At 43.7% G+C, this 21,346-nt stretch carries 14 protein-coding genes; 12 read left to right on the plus strand and 2 right to left on the minus strand.

Translation table 11 applies throughout. From position 1 onward, the window contains the following. The first annotated feature begins 438 nt into the window (after positions 1-438). The 3 genes from JGK07_RS18680 to JGK07_RS18690 all read left to right on the plus strand — a co-directional run bounded on the left by JGK07_RS18680 (position 439) and on the right by JGK07_RS18690 (position 8,341). The gene (locus JGK07_RS18680) at positions 439-5,154 is read left to right on the plus strand and encodes a PAS domain S-box protein (RefSeq protein WP_293224147.1); all 4,716 of its coding nucleotides are present in this window, start codon (positions 439-441) and stop codon (positions 5,152-5,154) included. Further along, positions 5,120-7,144 (plus strand): adenylate/guanylate cyclase domain-containing protein, encoded by a 2,025-nt coding sequence (locus JGK07_RS18685; protein WP_293224149.1) that lies wholly within the window; start codon positions 5,120-5,122, stop codon positions 7,142-7,144. Before JGK07_RS18680 ends, JGK07_RS18685 begins: the two co-directional genes overlap by 35 nt. 306 nt (positions 7,145-7,450) lie before the next feature. Next, complete coding sequence (locus JGK07_RS18690; protein WP_293211374.1) at positions 7,451-8,341, plus strand: alpha/beta fold hydrolase; 891 nt, start codon at positions 7,451-7,453, stop codon at positions 8,339-8,341. Positions 8,342-8,638: 297 nt separating this feature from the next. On the opposite strand, the gene JGK07_RS18695 is transcribed toward JGK07_RS18690, so the two are convergent. Continuing rightward, on the minus strand, positions 8,639-9,520 hold the full coding sequence (locus JGK07_RS18695; RefSeq protein ID WP_293185647.1) for a Cof-type HAD-IIB family hydrolase: 882 nt from the start codon (positions 9,518-9,520) through the stop codon (positions 8,639-8,641). A 299-nt stretch (positions 9,521-9,819) separates the two neighbouring features. On the opposite strand from JGK07_RS18695, the gene JGK07_RS18700 reads away from it, so the two are divergent. The 6 genes from JGK07_RS18700 (at position 9,820) to JGK07_RS18725 (ending at position 19,186) form a co-directional block, all read left to right on the plus strand. Then, complete coding sequence (locus JGK07_RS18700) at positions 9,820-15,333, plus strand: ATP-binding sensor histidine kinase (protein ID WP_293224151.1); 5,514 nt, start codon at positions 9,820-9,822, stop codon at positions 15,331-15,333. A 47-nt stretch (positions 15,334-15,380) separates the two neighbouring features. Then, positions 15,381-16,793 (plus strand): adenylate/guanylate cyclase domain-containing protein, encoded by a 1,413-nt coding sequence (locus JGK07_RS18705; RefSeq protein WP_293185645.1) that lies wholly within the window; start codon positions 15,381-15,383, stop codon positions 16,791-16,793. A gap of 156 nt (positions 16,794-16,949) precedes the next feature. Further along, complete coding sequence (locus tag JGK07_RS18710) at positions 16,950-18,083, plus strand: DUF5009 domain-containing protein (RefSeq protein WP_293224153.1); 1,134 nt, start codon at positions 16,950-16,952, stop codon at positions 18,081-18,083. A gap of 110 nt (positions 18,084-18,193) precedes the next feature. Then, positions 18,194-18,568, plus strand: a complete 375-nt coding sequence (locus JGK07_RS18715) for a hypothetical protein (RefSeq protein WP_293185641.1) — start codon at positions 18,194-18,196, stop codon at positions 18,566-18,568. 17 nt (positions 18,569-18,585) lie between these two features. Next, complete coding sequence (locus tag JGK07_RS18720) at positions 18,586-18,921, plus strand: hypothetical protein (RefSeq protein ID WP_293185639.1); 336 nt, start codon at positions 18,586-18,588, stop codon at positions 18,919-18,921. Between the two features lie 52 nt (positions 18,922-18,973). Then, on the plus strand, positions 18,974-19,186 hold the full coding sequence (locus JGK07_RS18725; protein WP_293185637.1) for a DUF2281 domain-containing protein: 213 nt from the start codon (positions 18,974-18,976) through the stop codon (positions 19,184-19,186). A gap of 7 nt (positions 19,187-19,193) precedes the next feature. Here the strand turns inward: JGK07_RS18725 and JGK07_RS18730 are convergent, their stop codons facing one another. Beyond that, positions 19,194-19,775, minus strand: a complete 582-nt coding sequence (locus JGK07_RS18730) for a GNAT family N-acetyltransferase (protein ID WP_293185635.1) — start codon at positions 19,773-19,775, stop codon at positions 19,194-19,196. A 380-nt stretch (positions 19,776-20,155) separates the two neighbouring features. Between JGK07_RS18730 and JGK07_RS18735 the strand changes: the two genes are divergently transcribed. From JGK07_RS18735 to clpP, 3 genes are read left to right on the plus strand one after another with little or no spacing between them, the layout of a single operon-like run. Further along, a complete protein-coding gene (locus JGK07_RS18735) occupies positions 20,156-20,377 on the plus strand; it encodes a DUF433 domain-containing protein (RefSeq protein WP_293185633.1) in 222 nt (73 codons plus the stop codon). 9 nt (positions 20,378-20,386) lie between these two features. Then, a complete protein-coding gene (locus JGK07_RS18740) occupies positions 20,387-20,527 on the plus strand; it encodes a hypothetical protein (protein ID WP_293185631.1) in 141 nt (46 codons plus the stop codon). Positions 20,528-20,563: 36 nt separating this feature from the next. Continuing rightward, the gene (clpP, locus tag JGK07_RS18745) at positions 20,564-21,196 is read left to right on the plus strand and encodes an ATP-dependent Clp endopeptidase proteolytic subunit ClpP (RefSeq protein ID WP_293149808.1); all 633 of its coding nucleotides are present in this window, start codon (positions 20,564-20,566) and stop codon (positions 21,194-21,196) included. Positions 21,197-21,346: the final 150 nt, after the last annotated feature.

A 21,346-nucleotide genomic window follows, 5' to 3' on the forward strand; every position in this document is an offset into this window, starting at 1 on the left:
TATTCCTGTAGTTTTAGGACTGTGGACTAAAATTACTAACGTAGATGTCTAACATTGACTACTTTTGGGTAGCTTTGTCCATGTTTTTACGAGCGGTTAGATGTACGAAAAGACGGATCGCAGCCCTAGAACAGAGTTAAAAAACTCAGGTTTAAAAATCTGGAGTGCCTAATCAATGATTTTTTTGGCAAAACTTAATATTTTCAGGGAATAATTGGATTTGTTTTTACGATAAAATATGGCAACAATTCGGTTAATAGGAGTTGGCAATCTAATATCGGGATCAAAAAAAACTAGGAAAAGGCACGTCAGTCAATGGACTTATCTAAAAAAATCTCTGTATGCTTAGTTTGAAAAGGCTTGATGAATCATTTGATTTTCAGGAAATTAATTTCTCGCTTCATTAAATAATTGACCTGCTAACAATAGACAGGAAAAATGGCTCTAGAAAAAATGGTAATTGACAAAGAAAGCATTCACATTTTAGTTATTGATGACCAGCCTAACAACCTTCGGTTTATATCAAATATCTTAACGAAAGAAGGGTATAAAGTTCAGCGGGCTATTTCTGGAGGAATGGTTGTAAATGCTAAATTTACCGTTCTACCAGACCTGATTTTGCTAGATATTGCCATGCCCCGAATGAACGGCTACGAAGTATGCGAAAAACTGAAGGCCAACGAAAAGACTCGGGAAATTCCGGTAATTTTTCTGAGCGTTTTTAATGAAACTTTTCATAAGGTAAAAGCTTTTGAAATTGGCGGTGTTGACTACATTTCTAAGCCTTTTCAAGTGGAAGAAGTTTTAGCGCGGATCGAAAGTCAATTGACTATCCAGCAGCTATCGAAACAATTAAAACAGCAGAATGTCCAACTGCAACGAGAGGTAGAATTTCGGAAGCAGACAGAACAAGCACTCCGGGAAAGCAAAGCGCGGTTGCAGAAATTGGCGGTTAATATACCGGGCGTTATTTACCAATTAGTGCAAAATCCACAGGGAAGTTATAAGTTTGAATATATCAGTTATGCTTGTCGGGAAATTTACGAATTAGAGAGCGAAAAGATTTTAAAAGATGCTGGCTTGGTATGGGATCGAAATCATCCAGATGACCGAGAATATGTGATGGAAACGATTGCAGAAAGCGCTCGAACTTTAGAACCTTTTGCCTTTGAATGGCGGATTGTTACGCCGTCGGGAAAACTCAAATGGCTGCAATCTAATTCTCGACCAGAAATGCGCGACAATGGCGATATAGTTTGGTATGGCGTGCTTTTTGATATCAGCGATCGCAAGCAAGCAGAAATAGAAACTGCCGCAGCTAAATCTGCTTTAGAACGGAAAGTTCAGCGAGAGTTGCTGATTGCCAAAATAACTCAAGAAATTCGATCGAGCTTGCATCCAGAACAAATTTTTCAAACAGCCGCAACTCAAATCGGTCAGACATTCTACGTCAATCGCTGCTTGATTCATACTTACATTACTACTCCCCAAGTCGATATTCCTCTGGCGGCGGAGTATCTCGAACCCGAGTGGGAATCTATTTGGAACGTACCCATTCCTATTTGGGGAAATCCTCACATCGTACAAATGATGATACAAGATCGGCCGATCGCCTCCAACAATGTTTACTCAGACCCTCTTTTGCAAGCTATTAGACCGATTTGCCGCGAGATTGGGTTAAAATCGATGCTGGCAATTCGCACTTCCTACCAAGGCAGGGCAAATGGCGCTATCTGCTTGCACCAGTGCGATCGCTACCGGGAATGGACGAAAGATGAAATCGACTTGTTAGAAGCGGTGGCGGCTCAACTAGGGATAGCGCTGGCTCAAGTTCAACTGATCGATCGAGAGAAAAAGCGAATTGGGCAGCTCGATCGGCAAAATAAACAGTTGCAAGCAGAAATTCGCACCCGCATCCTCGCCGAGCAAGCTCTGCAAGAGTCAGAAGCAGAATTGCGGACTATTTTTGCTGCCATGACTGACATAGTTTTAGTGAGAAATGCAGAAGGGCGCTGCATCAAAATCGCACCGACATCAGCGACGAATTTTGCCAAACCTGCCAGCGAAATGATTAACAGAACCGCCCATCAAGTCTTGCCACAATCTGTAGCAGATTTGGTATTAAATACCATCCAACAAGTGATCAAAACGAAGCAAAGCATCAATGTTGAATATAGCTATACAGTCGGAGATCGCGAAGTTTGGCTAGATGCTAAAGTTTCTCCGCTGTCAGCAGAATCAGTAATTATGGTAGCGCGAGATATTACCGATCGCAAACAAGCAGAATCTGCACTCCGAGAAAGCCAGCACTTCATTCAGGCGATCGCCGATTCCAATCCCAACCTATTGTACGTTTACGATTTAATTGAGCAGCGGAATGTCTACACCAACCGCCAAATTGCGACGATCCTCGGCTACGGGGCAGAAGAAATACAAGATATGGGTAAAGCCATGCTCCAAACTCTGGTGCACCCCGAGGATTTATCGGCTTTTTTTCAACATATTCAAAAGTTCGATCTATCTCAAGGTGGTGACATCATCGAATTTCAATACCGGATGAGGCACAAAAACGGCGAATGGCGGTGGATGCACAGTTGGGATACAGTATTTCTGAGACAAGCTGATGGTAAACCGAAACAAATTCTCGGCACGTCTAATGATATCACGGATCGCAAATTAGCCGAAGAAAAACTGCTAGCATCGCAGCAAAGAATCTCATTTTTATTGCAGCAAACGCCGATCGCAGTGATCGAGTTAAACCTGAGTTTAGAAATTATCACTTGGAATCCCGCAGCAGAAGCTATTTTTGGCTACAGCGAGCAAGAAGCCAAAGGGAGAGTCGCCACCGATTTGATTGTACCTGAAAGCTACCGCCAACAAGCATCTGAGATTTTCGATCGTGGCTTGAGTGCCAAATCCAGCGGCACTTCCGAAAATCTGACCAAAGACGGCAGAATTATCATCTGCGAGTGGTACAATACTGAGCTAATTGACGAGAATGGCAAAGCAATCGGTACGGCTTCAATGGCTGTAGATATTACCGAACGCAAGCAAGCAGAAACCGAATTGCAAGAAAGTGCTTTGCGCCAAAGAGCGATCGCCCGCATCATTGAAAGAATGCGGCAGACTTTAGATCTCCGAGAAATTTTTCACGCGACAACCCGAGAATTGCGCCAAACCATGAAATGCGATCGAGTCGGGCTTTACCGTTTCAATCCTGACTGGAGCGGCGAATTTGTAGCCGAATCCGTTGACAGCAAGTGGATTTCTTTCATCCAAGCACAGCAAATAGACCCCAACTTCACAGAAGGCGCCTTAGAAAGCGAAAATTGCCTCGTCCAAAAATTCGATAGCACCTCACAAGAAATCTGCGATACTTATTTGCAAGAAACCGCAGGTGGAGCCTACAGTAGAGGTAAAACTTACCTTTGCGTCCAAGATATTTACAAGCAAGGCTTCAGCCCTTGTTACATCGAATTGCTAGAAAGATTTCAAGCCAAATCCTATATTACCGTCCGAATTTTCTGCGGTGACAAGCTCTGGGGATTGCTAGCATCCTATCAAAATTCAGCTCCCCGTCAGTGGAGCGAAGCTGAAATCAACGTTGCAGTTCATGTAGGCACCCAGCTAGGAGTAGCATTGCAGCAAGCCGAATTGCTCGCTCGCACTCAAAGGCAGTCAATGGAACTGATTAAATCCAAAGAAAACGCGGAAGTTGCCAACCGCGCCAAAAGCCAATTTCTCGCTTCCATGAGTCACGAATTGCGGACGCCTCTCAATGCCATTCTCGGTTTTTCCCAAGTCATGGCTCGCAATATTTCTATCACACCAGAACAAAAAGAATACATAGAAATTATCAACCGCAGCGGCGAACATTTGCTAGAACTCATCAATGATGTTTTGTCAATGTCCAAAATAGAAGCAGGTCAAATTACCATTAATGAAAGCCGCTTCAACCTCTACAACATTCTCGACAGCCTCAGAGAAATGCTGCAACTAAAAGCCAACTCCAAAGGCTTGCATCTAATCTTTGAAAATATCGGCGATTTGCCGCAGTACATTCAAACAGACGAATCTAAATTGCGGCAAGTTTTAATTAACTTGCTCGGCAATGCAATTAAATTTACTCAACACGGAATTGTTACTCTGCGCGTTAGCAGCCAAGCAGAAACCAACGTGACTGAAGAAAATCAATCTCAATTGCTGTTTGAAATTTCCGACACCGGCCCCGGCATTTCCCCCTTGGAACTTCCCACATTATTCAAGCCCTTCGTACAAACCGAAACAGGTCGAAGATCCATGCAGGGAACCGGGCTAGGATTGCCGATCAGCCAACAGTTTGTCAGGATTATGGGAGGTGATATTTCTGTGGAAAGTCAACTCGGTCAAGGCACAACTTTCACGTTTAATATCCAGGTTAAGTTAGTAACAGAAAGCGACGAACAAGAAAAAACGACGGCAAAACAAGTTATTGCTTTAGAAGCCGGACAGCAAATTTATCGGATATTAATAGTTGAAGATGTAGCCGAAAATCGCCAACTGCTGCTTAAGTTGCTCGCACCGCTGGGATTTGAAGTCGAGGAAGCAACTAACGGTCAAGAAGGAATTGCTTTACAGTCAACTTGGAAGCCGCACCTGATCTTAATGGATATGCTGATGCCAGTGATGGACGGGTACGCAGCAACCAAACTGATCAAACAAACTCCAGAAGGAAAAGAAACCATAATTATTGCCCTGACTGCTAGTGCTTTTGACGAGCAGCGACACATAATTTTGTCTGCTGGTTGTGATGATTTCATTTGTAAACCGTTTCGGGAAGAGGTACTATTTGAAAAGATAGCTCATCACCTGAACCTGCGGTATATTTATGAGGAAGAAAACTCATCTACTTCTGGTTCGGCACCGCAACTGCTGAAAAGTTTGACCGCGGAGGATTTGAGTGTAATGCCCAGAGACTGGGTAGTCGATTTGTACCAAGCAGCACTTTGCGTTGACGACAATCGCATTCTCCAACTGATCGAGCAAATTCCCGAAACTGAAGCAAATCTCGCTAACGCTTTAAAAGATTTGGTCGAGAATTTTCGGATAGATATCATTATTGATTTAACTCAATTATATTATGATGAACGACCAGCCACTACCAGCGACTCCTAGAGACATTCTGATCGTTGACGATATGCCGGACAATTTGCGACTTTTATCCACTATGCTCGGATCCCACGGGTATCAAGTCAGGAAGGCGATTAACGGACAACTGGCTCTGCAAGCGGCACAAATGTCTCCTCCGGATCTAATTTTACTAGATATTAATATGCCGAAAATGAACGGCTATGAAGTTTGTCAGCAGTTAAAAATAATTGAAAATACTAAAGATATTCCGGTGATTTTTATTAGTGCGCTAGATGACGTGCTGGAAAAAGTTAAAGCTTTTCAAGTAGGAGGAGTAGATTATATTACTAAGCCTTTTCAAGTAGAAGAAGTTTTGGCCCGCGTCGAAAACCAACTTTCGCTGCGATCGCTGCAATCGAAACTGCAACAGCAAGCCAGGGAATTGCACGATCGCAATTCGAGATTGCAGGAGGAAATCGCGGAACGGCAGCGGGCTCAAGAATCAATCCGGTTTTTGCTGGAAATTACGCGGGCGATCGGCGAAGCTGTAAACTTTGACTCAGCTTTAGAAGTAATTCTGCACCAAGTTGGCGAAACAATCGGATGGGATTTAGGAGAAGCTTGGATTCCCAATGCAGAAAGAACTTTCCTGGAATCTGCCAGGGGTTGGTATGCGGGCAACGCCAGCATGGACTGGTTCCGCAGGGAAAGCAAAAAACTGACATTTGCCAGGAATATTGGGCTACCGGGACGAGTTTGGGTATCCAAGCAACCGGAGTGGGTAGAAGATATTACCCAGGGCTACCCGCCTTTTACTCGAAGTCAAATAGCACAAGCAACCGGATTTAAAGCAGCTTTTGGTGTGCCGATTGTGGTAGGCGATGAACTCTTGGCAGTGCTGGTTTTCTTTAAAATTTTGCCAGGTAGGAAAGACGCGCGATTTATAGATGTTTTTGATGCTGTAGGCAGTCAATTAGGTTCTTTGATTCAGCGCAAAAAAGCCGAAGAATTACTGCGAATTGCTGAAGAAAGATATCACAGTATTGTCGAAAATGCGATGGAAGGCATTTTTCAAAGCACGCCTTCAGGAGGGTTTATTAGCGCTAATCCAGCTTTAGCAAAATTGTATGGTTATAACTCGCCAGCAGAACTGATGTTATGTATTAAAAATACTTCTCAAGTGTACATTGAGCCGGAACGCCGCCAGCAATTCGAGGCGGCTATGGATGCACAAAATGCTGTGTTGGGGTTTGAATCTATGGTCTCTCACAAAGACGGCCACCGGATTTGGGTATCAGAAAATGCCCGAGCTGTTAGAGATGAAAAAGGTGAGCTGATGTATTATGAAGGTACTGTTTCTGATATTACAGAGCGTAAATTAGCTCAAGAAGCGCTCAAAGTTCAACAGGAACAAAGCGAGAAGTTGCTGTTAAATATTTTACCGAAACCAATAGCTGAACGTTTGAAAGCGGAGCAAACTACAATTGCTGATAGTTTTGCAGAAGTCAGTGTTTTATTTGCTGATATTGTTGGCTTTACTGAACTGTCGGCGAGAATGTCTCCGACGGAGTTGGTGAAGCGATTGAACGTGATTTTTTCGCACTTCGACCAGTTAGCTGAAAAGTACGGTGTGGAGAAAATTAAGACGATTGGTGATGCTTATATGGTAGTTGGGGGATTGCCGACGCCGAGAGACGATCATGCTGAGGCGATCGCCCAAATGGCCTTGGGAATGCAGGCAAAAATAGCTAAGTTGTCGGCCGAGACAGGAGAAAAACTGGCAATTCGCATCGGCATCAATTCCGGGCCGGTGGTAGCGGGAGTGATTGGTGTGAGCAAGTTTACCTATGATTTGTGGGGAGATACGGTGAATGTGGCGGCGAGAATGGAAGTTACGGGATTTTCCGGCAGCATTCAAGTTACTGATGTCACTTATGAGCTTTTGAAAGATAAGTATTTGTTTGAGAGGCGAGGCATGATTCCGGTAAAAGGTAAGGGGGAGATGATGACTTATTGGTTGTTGCAAAAAAAGTAAAAATTGGGAATGGGGCATGGGGCATCGGGCATGGGTCATGGGGCATGGGGCATTGGGCATTGGGCATTGGGCATTGGGCATTGGGCATTGGGTATTGCAACTGACAACAAATAACCAATAACCAATCACCAATCACCAATCACAAATCACCAATCACAAATCACCAATCACCAATCACCAATCACCAATCACCAATCACCAATCATTAATCATTAATCATTAATAATTCATGACTACTGACTACTGACTACTGACTTCTTCCTTCTGCTATGATGAAAGTAGTTAACGAAACTTTACATAATAGCCGTGACTGCACAACAATTAGTATCTGCAACCAGCTTTGAAAAATTAATTTGGACTTGGAAAGGTCACAAAATCCAATATACCGTCCAAGGCACGGGCCGCCCTCTGATTTTGATTCATGGATTTGGGGCTTCGATCGGGCATTGGCGGCAAAATATCCCCGCACTCGCTGCCGGCGGCTACCGCGTATTTGCCCTGGACTTGTTGGGATTCGGGGCTTCCGCGAAACCGGCCCTCGATTACACCCTGGAATTGTGGGAAGAATTACTCACCGATTTCTGGGCAGATTTGGTACAGGAACCGGCGGTATTTGTCGGAAATTCGATCGGCGCATTGCTAAGTTTGATGGTAGTGGCCAACCATCCAGAAATCTCCGCCGGCGGTGTCTTAATCAACTGTGCCGGCGGGCTCAACCACCGACCCGAAGAACTGAGTTTTCCCCTGGGATTAATCATGGGGACTTTTGCTAAATTAGTTCGATCGCCCATCATCGGCCCATTTGTCTTCAACAACATCCGCCAAAAACACCGCATCCGCAACACCCTGCGCCAAGTCTACGGCAATCGGGAAGCCATTACCGACGAACTCGTAGAACTCCTCCACGCGCCCTCCTGCGAGCCCGGAGCTCAACAAGTATTTGCCTCGATTCTCACGGCCCCAGCAGGCCCTCAACCGTCGGAATTGCTGCCAAAGGTCGATCGTCCGTTATTGGTACTTTGGGGCGCAGATGACCCCTGGACGCCGATCGCCGGTAGCCAGATTTACCAAGAATTGGCCACCAACGGTAAACCCGTCAAATTTGTCTCAATTCCCAACACAGGCCACTGTCCCCACGACGAACGACCAAATGAGGTGAATACTCTGATTTTGGACTGGCTGGTTGAATTCAAGTAAATTTTTTCGGCTTGGATGGATGTGCAGGGCGATCGGCTAAACCCTTGCATTACAAAGGTTCTGCCTCGATCGCACGCACCCGCAGCAGACTCAAAAAAAAACTTTTGTTAAAAGTATTGACACAATGTACTGAGTTAGCTATATTAATGGACGTGTGAGGAGCGAACCAGAAGAAGCACCGAGACGAAACACGGCCAGTCGTCGGTGCTTTTTCTGTTGAAAGACATTTTTAAAATTATAGGGACACGGCAGTGCCGTGCCCCTATAATTTTGGGAAAATTATTATTGCTACAAATATCAGCGATCGCCCAAAACAAATTGTTCGATCGCCAACGCCACCCCATCTTCCTCCACATCCGGCGCCACCCAATTAGCAACAGCCTTCACCCCATCAGGAGCATTCCCCATCGCCACGCCCACACCCGCGTAGGAAATCATTTCTAGATCGTTAAAATTGTCGCCGATCGCCATCACATTCGCCGCCTGCAAACCCAAAATTTCCTCCGCCAAATACTTCACCGCATCTCCCTTATTCGCCAAAGGATGCGTCGCTTCAAAAAAAGTAGCAACGGATCGAGTTAAATAAAGCTCCGCAGGCGTGTAACGCTCGCGCATACTAATGAGCAAGCCGTCGAGTACCTCCGGATTCTGGCACAAAGCCAAGACTTTCGTCGGTTCCCCCGGAATATCTCGCCGCAAATCTTTAATTACATTTGGTTCAATACCCGATCGTTCGGCATAAAGTCGGGTAGCTGTGGTAATTTCCGGTACATAAAGTTTATCGTCAATGTAGAAATGGATCGACAGGAGCGATCGCAATTCCGGTACTTCAAAATCCTCTAACAGTTGCAAAGCCCTTGGTTTCGACAGCGGTAAGTGGCGCAGCCGCTTTTGACTCGCGACATCTTGAATCCAGGCGCCCTGGTAGCAAATCAGTGGCAAAGTTGAGCCGATATGCGAGTGGAAACGCAAAGCCGACTGGTACATCCTGCCCGTAGCGACAGCTACTTTCACTCCCCGCGACTGGGCTGCCGAAATTGCCTGCTTGACAGGTTCTCGGATCTGATTTGACAAACCTGCGATCGTCCCGTCGATATCCACTACCAGTAGTTTAATGTCTGCGGTGCCCAAAGCGCGATCGGTCGCAGTAGCTGGATTTGAGGCAGTTATATTCTGCATGATTGTTTTGAGATTTTACCTGTTGATTTGCACGCACCAGTTTATTTTGGCACTGGCGCGATCGCAAAATACAATTTTTGATTTTTTGAATACTACAATATAGATAAGTATTACCTGAAGTCAGGACACGGCAGTGCCGTTTCCCTACGATTAATCTGGTGTAGAAATCAGGACACGGCAGTGCCGTTTTCCTACGATTAATCTGGTGTAGGGACTAAGGCCAAGCCGTCTCCTCTCTATCATTCCAGCCCAGCCGAAATTTATATAAAACTTCAATTTTTAAATCACTCCCAAACAGCATGATTACTATTCCAGGATACCGCATTGACGGAGAACTTTATACAAACCCCCACACAGTTATTTATCGAGGGATGCAGCTTGAAGAACAAAAACCAGTTATCCTGAAAACTCTCACACCGACCTACCCTACCCCAGCGCGAATAGCCCAACTCCTGCACGAAGCAGAAATCCTTAAAAATTTAAATTTACCAGGAATAGTCAAACTTTACAAGCTTGAAAAATACAATCACTTTCCTGTTTTAATTTTAGAAGATTTTGGTGGCATTTCCCTAAAAGATTTTCTCAGCACCAACCAGCTAGAGTTACAACAATTTCTCCAAATAGGCATAAAACTAGCAGAAACTCTCGGACAACTCCACGAAAATCACATCATTCACAAAGATATTAAACCCAGCAATATTATTGTCAATATCCAGACTGGGGATGTCAAAATTACTGATTTTGCGATCGCCTCCCTGCTACCAGGCGAAAACCCCACCCTGGCCCACCCCCATTTACTCGAAGGAACCCTCGCCTATCTGTCTCCCGAACAAACGGGACGCATGAATCGGGCGATCGACTACCGCACCGATTTTTATTCTTTAGGCGTCACTTTTTATGAAATGCTCTGCGGCGAATTGCCTTTTAATGCGATCGATCCGATGGAATTAGTGCACTGCCATATTGCTAAAACGCCCGTTTCTCCTGGCGAAAATAGAAAGCAGAAAGTCAAAGGCAGCATCAATCAAACAGAAAGCGACGAGATTCCTCTAGCCGTTGACGATATCGTAATGAAGCTATTAGCAAAAACTGCCGAAGACAGGTATAAAAGTGCTTTCGGACTTTTGTACGACTTGGAAAATTGTCTCGCTCAACTCCAAACAAGCGGCGCAATTTCTCACATCACCCTCGGCGAGCAAGATCGGTCAACTCACCTGCAAATTTCCCAAAAACTTTACGGACGAGAAGCCGAAGTTAATCTACTTCTCAATACGTTCGATCGCATGAAGCGAGGCTATACAGAAATCCTACTTATTTCCGGTTGTGCCGGCCTTGGCAAATCGTCGCTTGTCTATGAAATTTACCAACCCATACTCCGGGAAAATGGGTATTTTATTGACAGCAAATTTGAGAAATTCAAGCGCGATATTCCCTACGCTTTTTTGCTCCAAGCTTTTCAAGACTTGTTGCAGCAAATTCTCACAGAAACAGCCGCCAAAGTGCTAGTTTGGAAACAAAAAATTTTAAATGCTCTCGGTAGCAACTGCCAAGTAATTATTGAAGTTATTCCCGAAGTAGAACTGATTGTCGGGTCGCAGCCTTCTGTGCCAGATTTAGGATCGAATGAATCTCAAAATCGCTTTAATTTAGTATTTCAAAAATTCATCCGCATCTTTACTCAAAAAGCACACCCGCTGGTAATTTTTCTCGATGACTTGCAGTGGATTGATTCAGCCTCGCTCAAGTTAATCCAACTGCTAGCAACTGACATGCCCAGCCAATACTTATTAATAATCGGAGCCTATAGAGAATCAGAAGTAGATGCAAATCATCCCGTAATGCTAGCCGCAGAAACAATTAGGAAAGCAGGCGGGAATGTAAGTACGATCGCCCTTTTGCCTTTAGATATTAACAGCGTCAATCAACTCGTCGCGGATACTCTGAGCTGCGCCCCAGAAAAATCGCTACCTTTGGGACAATTACTGTTTCACAAAACCGGAGGAAATCCATTTTTTATAGCCCAATTGCTGAAGTCTCTTTACTCCCAAAAAATGCTACAATTTAAATTTGTAGCCTCTGAAAATTCGGTCGATCGAGCCGAACCTCACTTGTCTGACTTTGCCGAACAAATCCCAGAACAAGCTGTGAAAAAATGCAAAATCACAGGCGAGTGGCAGTGGGACATTGAGCAAATACAAGAAATAGGAATAACTGACAATGTTGTGGAATTAATGATAGACAACATTCAGAAACTTTCAGGTAATACGCAGGAACTGCTAACATTAGCCGCTTGTATAGGCAACAAATTTGATTTAGCAATTCTCTCCCAAATCAGCGAACAACCTCTGACTTCCGCAGCAACACACCTCTGGGAAGCAGTTCAGTCCGGTCTGATTTTGCCCGTGAATAACGCTTACAAAATTCCGATCGCACTAGCAGCAAGCACAGGGTTAACAGACCAAATATCTAGAGACGTTACAGATGAATTGTCCCTACCAGTTGCTGATGCTGGTAGCGCAACTTATAAATTTTTGCACGAGCGAGTTCAGCAAGCAGCTTACGCTTTAATATCCGAATCTCAGAAACAAGAAATTCATCTCAAAATCGGCAGATTCTTGCTGCAAAACGCGCATCCAGAGCAATTAGAAAACCATATTTTCGATTTAGTCAACCAACTAAATGCAGCCCAACCAATCATCAGCAGTGAATTAGAAAAACTTCATTTATGTAAATTAAATTTAATGGCGGGCCGCAAAGCAAAAGCCAGTGCAGCTTATGAACTCGCTGTCAAATATTTGGCCGCAGGTATTGCATTGCTTCCCATGCAAAGTTGGCAAACCGACTACGACTTGACTCTTGCACTCTACGAGTCAGCAGCAGAAGCAGCTTACCTCAATACCGATTTTGAACAAATGGAAAAATGGGCAAAAATTGTCTTGCAATACGCCAAAAATGAACTAGACAAAATCAAAGTTTTTGAAATCCGAATCACAGCTTGTGCGATGCAAACCAAACTGCAAGAAGCGGTAACAATTGGTCGGGAATCACTCACAATGTTAGGAATAAACTTTCCAAAATCGCCAACTCCCCTCCACATTCAGCAAGCACTTACCAAAACCTCAGCTTATTTAACAGGAAAAAAGATAGAAGATTTAATTGACTTGCCTATGATGACCGAGCCGCGTAAATTAGCAACTATGCGCGTCCTTTCCAGTATGTTGTCGGCTACCTCGATTGTTGAACCCATACTGTTGCCGTTGATTGTCTGCGAGCAAGTTAATTTATCTATAAACTACGGAAACTCTGCTTTTTCTGCCTTCGGTTATGCTAATTACGGAGCAATTTTAAAAGGAATAGTTAGAGACATTGAATCGGGCGAGCGATTTGGTCAATTAGCATTAAATTTGATCGCTCGGCTAAATGCTTTAGAATTCAAAAGCAAGACTCTTAATTTAGTTGCCTTCATTTTGATGCACGGCAAACATCACGTTAAAGATACTTTACCTCTGTTAGAAGAAGCCTATCAAAGCGCGCTCGAAAATGGTGATTTAGAATCGGTTGGATATTCTGCCGTAAATATTTGTCAGTCCTTGTATTTTATTGGTCAAGAATTGCCGCAACTGGAACGAAAAATGGTAAATTACAACCATTTGCTATTTCAACTAAAGCAAGAAACGGTATTGACTTGGAATCAAATATATTGGCAAACAGTTTTGCAATTGATGGGGAAAATGGAAAGCCCCGACATTTTATTACGTGAAGCTTACAGCGAAAAAACATTATTGCCGCTGCTGTTGAAAGTTAACGATCGAGTGGGACTTCAAACTTTTTACTTACAGAAATTAATATTAGCCTATTTATTTGGCAATGTCGAGCTGGCGCTAGAAAATGCAGCGCAAGCCGAAGTTTATTTAGACGGAGTTGTGGGGTTTATTAATGTTCCTGAATACCATTTTTATGATTCTCTAGCCCGACTCGCAGCATATCCATCGGCAACAAAAGAGGTACAAGAAGAGCATCTTTTTTACGCAAACACCAACCTAAAAAAAATGCAAAAAAAAGCACTTTCTGCGCCGATGAACCTCCAGCACAAATGTGACTTGATTGCCGCTGAAAAAGCTCGAATATTGGGAGATATTGTGAGAGCAATGGAATATTACGACTCCGCCATTGCCGGAGCGCAAACAAACGGATACATACAGGTACAAGCACTAGCAGCAGAATTGGCAGGAGCATTTTATTTATCGATTGGACGAGAAAGAATTGCGAAAACTTACTTGACAGAAGCGCGTTATTGCTATCAGCGCTGGGGAGCTAAAGCGAAAGTAGCGCATTTAGAATCAAAATACTCGCAGTTGCTGACTTCACCCTCGATTTCAACGAATATCGAAACTCACAAATCTACGAGTAGCGCTTGCACTACGAGCGACGGTGCAGGCGTACTAGACTTGACAACAGCAGTAAAAGCATCGCAAACCTTAGCGGGCGAAATAGTTCTAGACAAACTGCTGGCAAAACTGATGAAAATTGTTATTGAAAATGCCGGGGGACAAAAAGGCTTTTTAATACTAGAAAAATCTGGTCAATGGGTGATTGAAGCATCAGGCTCTGTGGATGTCGAGCGGGTTAATGTAATGCAATCAATTCCGATAGATTTTGTATGTGAAGATCGAGAAGTAACTTTGCTGGCAGTTTCTGTTGTCAACTACGTCGCCCGTACCCAGGAAAGTATAGTTTTAAATGATGCCACCCGCGAAGGACAATTTACTCGCGCACCTTATATAATTGCGGTTCAACCTAAATCAATTCTTTGCACTCCCTTAATCCATCAAGGCAAACTCAGTGGCATTTTATATTTAGAAAACAATCTGACTACAGGCGCTTTTACGCCAGACAGGTTGGAACTATTAAAACTGCTGTCTTCTCAAATTTCTATCTCGATTGAAAACGCCCAACTTTACATGAACTTGCAGCAATTCAATCAGAATCTTGAAAACTTAGTTCAGCAGCGTACCTGCGAATTGTCCCAAACTTTAGAAGACTTAAAATCGGCTCAAAATAAACTGGTAGAAGCGGAAAAAATGGCTGCTCTCGGAGGGTTGGTTGCAGGTGTCGCCCACGAAATAAATACTCCCATCGGCGTAGGTATCACTGCCGCCTCGCTACTGGCTGAAAAAGTCACCAAATTTTTGGATCTTTACAGCAAGGGACAAATTAAACGATCGGAGCTAGAAAAATTCCTGGATACGGCGCTGCAAAGCAGTAATATGATCTTATCCAACCTCACGCGGGCGGCAGATTTGATTCACAGTTTTAAAGAAGTGGCTGTAGATCAGTCGAGCGAATTAAAACGCACGTTTAACGTGAAAAACTATCTAGAGGAGATTTTGACATCCTTAAGCGCCAAACTCAGAAGAACTAAGCACAAAGTAGAGATTAAGTGCGATGAAAATATTGTACTGGACAGTTACCCCGGTGTGTTCTCTCAAATTGTGACAAATCTGGTGTTGAATTCCCTAATTCACGCTTACGATGGAGAAAATGGGGGGATTCTGGCGTTTGATTTGAAACTAGAGGGCGATCGGCTAATATTTGAATATGCCGATAACGGCAAAGGAATTACCCCAGAAAATCTCAGTAAAATTTTTGAACCATTCTTTACGACAAAAAGAGGTCAGGGCGGCACAGGATTGGGACTGCACATTATTTACAACCTTGTCACGCAAAAACTAAAAGGCAGAATTCGCTGCGAAAGTCAAGTACAAAAAGGCACAAAATTTATGATAGAATTTCCTGTTATAAGAAGAAATTAGTTATTATACTGTCAGTTTTAATATAATTCTATTTAGGAGAACGATAAATGTCAGAAGCTAGTAAAAATGTGTTGGCTGCGGGCGATGACGAATTAATAGTGGCAGGCGACGATGAATTAATATTTGCCGACGAAGACGAGACGGAAGACAAGCCGATCGCAGGCAGTTGGAAAATATTGATTGTAGACGATGAAATAGAAATTCATAATATTACAAAACTCGCTTTAAATGAATTTATATTTGAAAACAAAGCGATCGCATTTATCAGCGCTTACTCAGGTAAAGAAGCCAAAGAAATAATCGAAGCCCATCCAGACATAGCCTTGATTTTACTCGATGTAGTCATGGAAACAGAAGAGGCAGGCTTGGAAGTAGTAAAGTACATCCGCGATATTTTAGAGAATCAAGTAGTACGGATTATTTTGCGTACCGGACAGCCAGGACAAGTGCCAGAAGATGTAGTAATTGTCAGCTACGATATTAATGATTACAAAACAAAAACAGAACTAACAAACAAAAAGTTATTTACCACGGTAGTGACAGCACTCAGAGCATTTCGCGCCCTGACTCAAATTGAAGCCAGCAAAAGTGAACTAGAAAAAATAGCAGCAGCGTCAGCGCGCTTTGTACCCAAAGAATTTTTGAAATTCCTCCAAAGAGAAAGCATAGTTGATGCCAGATTGGGAGACTCTGTACAGGCAGAAATGACGATTATGTTTGCTGATATTCGTTCATTTACAAGTTTGTCAGAGAGTATGTCTCCCCGAGAAAATTTTGAATTTCTCAACTCTTACTTAAGCCGAGTTGGCCCAGTTATCCGCCAGTACAACGGTTTTATAGATAAATATATTGGCGACGGGATTATGGCTTTGTTTCCTAACTGTGCTGAAGATGCTGTGCAAGCGGGAATAGAGATGCAGCAGCAAGTTAAAATTTATAACAAACACAGACAAAATTGTGGATACAAACCTATTTCTATAGGGATTGGCTTGCATACTGGAACTTTAATGTTGGGTACTATTGGCGAGGCGGAACGGATGGAAAGTACAGTCATTTCTGATGCTGTAAATTTAGCCTCTAGGGTGGAAGGATTGACAAAGCTTTATGGAGTTGGTATTGTTGCTAGCGTTCAGACTTTGTGCCGGATTGACGACCCCCAACATTATAAGTGCCGATTTCTCGATCGCGTTCAAGTAAAAGGAAAACAAGCGCCGGTGGCTGTGTTTGAGATTTATGACGGCGATTCGGATATGATGATCGAACTAAAAGGAAAAACCCAAACTGATTTTGAACAGGGCATTTTTTTTCACTACCAGCAGCAATTCGCGCAAGCGAGGCAAATGTTTATGCGTGTCTTGCAAGTGAACAAGTATGATAAGGCTGCATTGTTTTATGCAGAACGCTGCGATATGTTGATGAAGAATGCACTGATTATGACTCTGGAAGGGATAGAGATATAGGGCATGGGGCATGGGGCATGGGGCATGGGGCATGGGGCATGGGGCATGGGGCATGGGGCATAGGGAATTGGGCCGAAAAGAATTAGGAAATGGGCATCAGCTAAGACAGTGAACAGTGAACAGTGAACAGTGAACAGTGAACAAATAACTTAATTTATGCGATTAAAATCTCTTGATGTTTTTCGCGGAATTGCGATCGCCTCAATGATTCTAGTGAACAACCCCGGCAGTTGGAAACAGGTGTATCCGCCGCTAGATCACGCAGAATGGCACGGGTGCACCCCGACAGACTTGGTATTTCCCTTTTTTCTGTTCATCGTTGGCTGTGCGATGTCCTTCTCGCTGTCAAAATATACTGAAACTACTACAAAAATAGAAACAAATATTTATTGGCGAATTGCGCGGCGGGCGGCGATTTTATTTGTATTAGGATTGCTGCTAAATACATCTTCGATCGCCCTTGACGTACTTTTGAACGGCGCCCCAGTGGAAAATTTCGGTAAAATCAGGATTATGGGAGTATTGCAGCGCATCGGTTTAGCGTATGCAATTAGTGCGATCGCGATTCTGAACCTTTCCCCCCGCAATCAAAAACTGCTCGCTGTTGCGGTGCTTTTAGGCTATTGGGGCGTATTATTCGTATTTGCTGTAGGGGGGTACACTGAATACGCACTGACGCCAGAGGGATATTTGGGTGGATATGTCGATCGGCTAATTCTGGGTAGCCAACACCTCTACAAAGGCGGCCCCTTCGATCCTGAAGGACTGTTGAGTACGTTACCAGCAGTTGTCACAGTTTTGTCTGGCTATTTTACAGGGGAATGGCTGCGCGTGCAGCCAATCAAAACCCGGACGAGTTTAAATTTAGTAATTAGTGGATTGTGTTGCTTAGTAATTGGTCATTTGTGGGGATTTTTATTTCCGATCAACAAACAATTGTGGACGAGTTCCTATGTAGTTTTTACCGCTGGTTGGGCTTTGCTTTTGCTAGCAGCTTGCTACGAAACAATAGAAGTGCGAAAGTGGAAATGGGGATGGCCGTTTGAAATCATGGGATTGAATGCAATTTTCTTGTTTGTTGCCTCTGGTATTGTCGCTAGACTTTTGTTAAAAACTCATATCGGCATTGGTAAAACTGCTCCAACAACTTACACTTGGATTTATGAAAACTGGTTTGTGCCTTGGGCTGGGCCGTTGAATGGTTCTCTGGCTTTTGCAGTGACGGCGGTATTGTGTTGGTGGTTGATTTTGTATGGAATGTACCGTCGAGGTTGGGTGATTAAAATTTGAATTGTGGCTTGTTAAACAAGTGAGTTCGTTGATAAGTTGTGAACAACGAGTCTTGACAGTCAAAAGCTGTTTGTAGTATAATAGTTGTATATTTTTTTACTGTTTTTAACGTGGATATTCTAATTGAGTCAACAAGGGAATTTGAGAAAGATATTGCGCTGCTAAATGAAGATGAGAAAGCCGCAGTAATTCAAAAAATTAATTATTGTGCCAGCCTTTTTCCTACTCAAAAATCAAATGTGTATCGCAAGCTGCGTCGTCTCCCGCTATCGTCAGACCTGAATGGTTACGAGTCTTCGCTTTATACGCTACGAATTTCTCAAAAACTAAGAGTGGTTTTGGCGGTTGACGAAGACCCTATTTTTGGGCAAGCTATTTTTACTCTTTTTCGAGCAGTTCTACACGACGAACTCGATCGAGCATATAACGATGTAGCAGAGTCTTTGTATCAAGACCTACTTCAGGGCGATCGAGAAACTGCCTAGATATCATCAGCTTGGTTATGGCACAAAATCTTACTCTATGCGATGAATATGGCATTATTTACGAAGCTATGAAAATTTTGCCAGATGATGAGCTAAAGATTAGTTTTCTGGAAGCTTTAGCAGAACTTGAAGACCAGGAATGTCACAGAACGAGACAATTTCCCAAAACGAGACTGCATAAAGTTAAAGGTGTGAAGCAGGCAGTTTATCGCGCTGATATTGATAAAGTCTCAGGCTGGCGCATCCACGTTCAGTACGTCAATGGACAGATTCATCTTAAGGATATTATTGAAGGGCAAAGACACGACAATGTAATTGAGGTGATAAAATCCAAGAAGTCACGCTACCAGTAACTCTCAATTTTACCAAAATGTTTTTACTGAAGACAGCTAAGGAGAAGAAACAATGATACAGCCAGTGATTTTAGAAAAATTAGAAGAACTACCAGAGTCTTTTCAGACAGAGGTGCTTCATTACATCGAGTTTTTGATTGAGAAGTACGCTCAAAAATCTCCTCAAGAAAAACCACCGAAAAAGCGTCGTGTTGCAGGAACGATGGAAGGTATGATTATCATGGCAGATGATTTCGATGAGCCGCTTGAGGAAACGATCGACTAAAAAACCCTCAAAGGACTGCTCCATCTAGTTGTTGTACCCCTGGAACACACCAATCGTTTCGCAAAATTGCCCACAATGCCACGTCCTCAAACATCCCCCATTTTCGTACTCGTTGGCGCAGCATCCCTTCGTACACAAGCCCATTTTTTCGCAAAACTTGCCCGGAACTTGGATTTCTAATCATGTGGTAAGCGTAGAGTCGATTGAGTTCTAATTCTTCAAATCCAAATCGCAGCACTGGTTTTAAGGCTTCGCTCATATATCCCTGTCCCCACGCTTCAACGGCCAACCAAAAACTCAATTCAGCCTGAGAATGCTCTCGTTCAATGTCTCGAATTTCAATGATTCCGTTAAACTTCTTTTCAAATCTCTGCTCCATGACAAAGGTGACAGAATGCCCCGCTTCAAACTCAGCCTTTTGTCGAGCAATGTATCGCTCAGCTTCGCCATCGGGATAGGGATGAGGAATTGAAATCATGGTGTCAGCAATCTGACGAACACTAGCAGCAGCCTGGATTGAGGATAAATCTGCGCTAATGAGCGGACGCAAAATTAATCGATCTGTCAGTAGTTTAAATTGAGCGCTCATGAAACTATCCAACTGTGACTCTTTTCTGTTATGGCACCCATTTGGGATCTGTTCTTAAAATATCAGGCCCAGGGTCAATCCGTCTTAACTAAATACCATTTATAAAAAGTCTTGTTACACAACAATTTTTTGGGTTGTTTGTTGAACGATTGTGTAAGGTGCGTCGCGATCGAGATTGTCGCTCTTTTCTTAGGGATTTTCGATCGCGACACACCCTACGAATACTTGACTGCGGACCGATCGACTAAAATCGATATATAGCCTTTCTCACATTCACGAGGTACAAGTCTTGACCTGAAAAGCTTTACGCTGTAAAGGTTCCAACATATCTTGGCATACCTCATCTTTCTGAAAAAGGCTATATTCAAAATACGTAAGCGATGATGAACCCCAGATTACCTATACCGATCGTTCATAGCGACCCCGACATTTTAGGCGGAACTCCTGTCTTTATCGGCACTCGCGTCCCGATGAAGACTTTGCTTGATTATCTCGAAGCTGGTGATTCGCTCAACGAGTTTCTCGACCATTTCCCTAGTGTCAGCCGCGAACAAGCGATCGTACTTCTCGCCACGATCCGATCGCCGCACAACAACATTTAACATTGATTGATGTCCGCTTCCTCAAGATCGATCGCCCGCCCGATCGGAAATCCGATCGCCCGCCCGACACATTTTCCACAAATTAACAGCCCAACCCTGCCAAACTCAACGATTTTAGCGATTTGCCGATCGCCCGCCACCGCACCCTAACTATAAATGAGCCCAAATCGCTAAAATAAAAAAAAGATACGTAATAGGCAGGCCCGTTCAATGATCCCAACAGTTATAGAACAATCCGGTCGCGGCGAACGCGCCTTTGACATTTACTCGCGACTCCTGCGCGATCGCATCGTCTTCTTGGGCCAACAGGTTGACTCCGACTTAGCCAACCTGATCGTAGCCCAATTGCTATTTTTAGACGCCGAAGACCCGGAGAAAGATATTTACCTCTATATCAACTCCCCCGGCGGATCGGTAACAGCAGGTATGGGCATTTTTGACACGATGAACCACATCCGCCCCGACATTTGCACTATTTGTCTTGGTTTGGCCGCCAGCATGGGCGCTTTTCTGCTGAGTGCGGGCGCTAAAGGCAAGCGGATGAGTTTGCCTCACTCCCGGATTATGATCCACCAACCTCTGGGCGGAGCTCAAGGACAAGCTACCGATATTGAAATTCAGGCGAAAGAGATTTTGTACCACAAACAGCGCCTGAATCAATTTTTGGCAGATCATACCGGTCAGCCGCTTTCCCGCATTGAAGAAGATACCGAACGCGATTTCTTTATGTCGGCTGAAGAAGCAAAGGACTATGGTTTAGTCGATCAAGTGATCGATCGCCGTCCTTCTGCTAGCCGCCCGATCGCTGCTGTGGCGTAAATAGTCCTAGACGCACGGGTAGTCAGAAACCGGGTTTTTTGCGAAAATCCTTCGTTGTAATCCACAGATTAAGTAAAAAACCCGGTTTCTTTGGCCGGAAGCATCTCAGCTTTGCAAAAAGCATTTTTTTTTATAGTGCTGTCCCCGCTC

Source organism: Microcoleus sp. PH2017_24_DOB_U_A (assembly GCF_020738205.1).
Taxonomy (GTDB): Bacteria; Cyanobacteriota; Cyanobacteriia; order Cyanobacteriales; family Microcoleaceae; genus Microcoleus.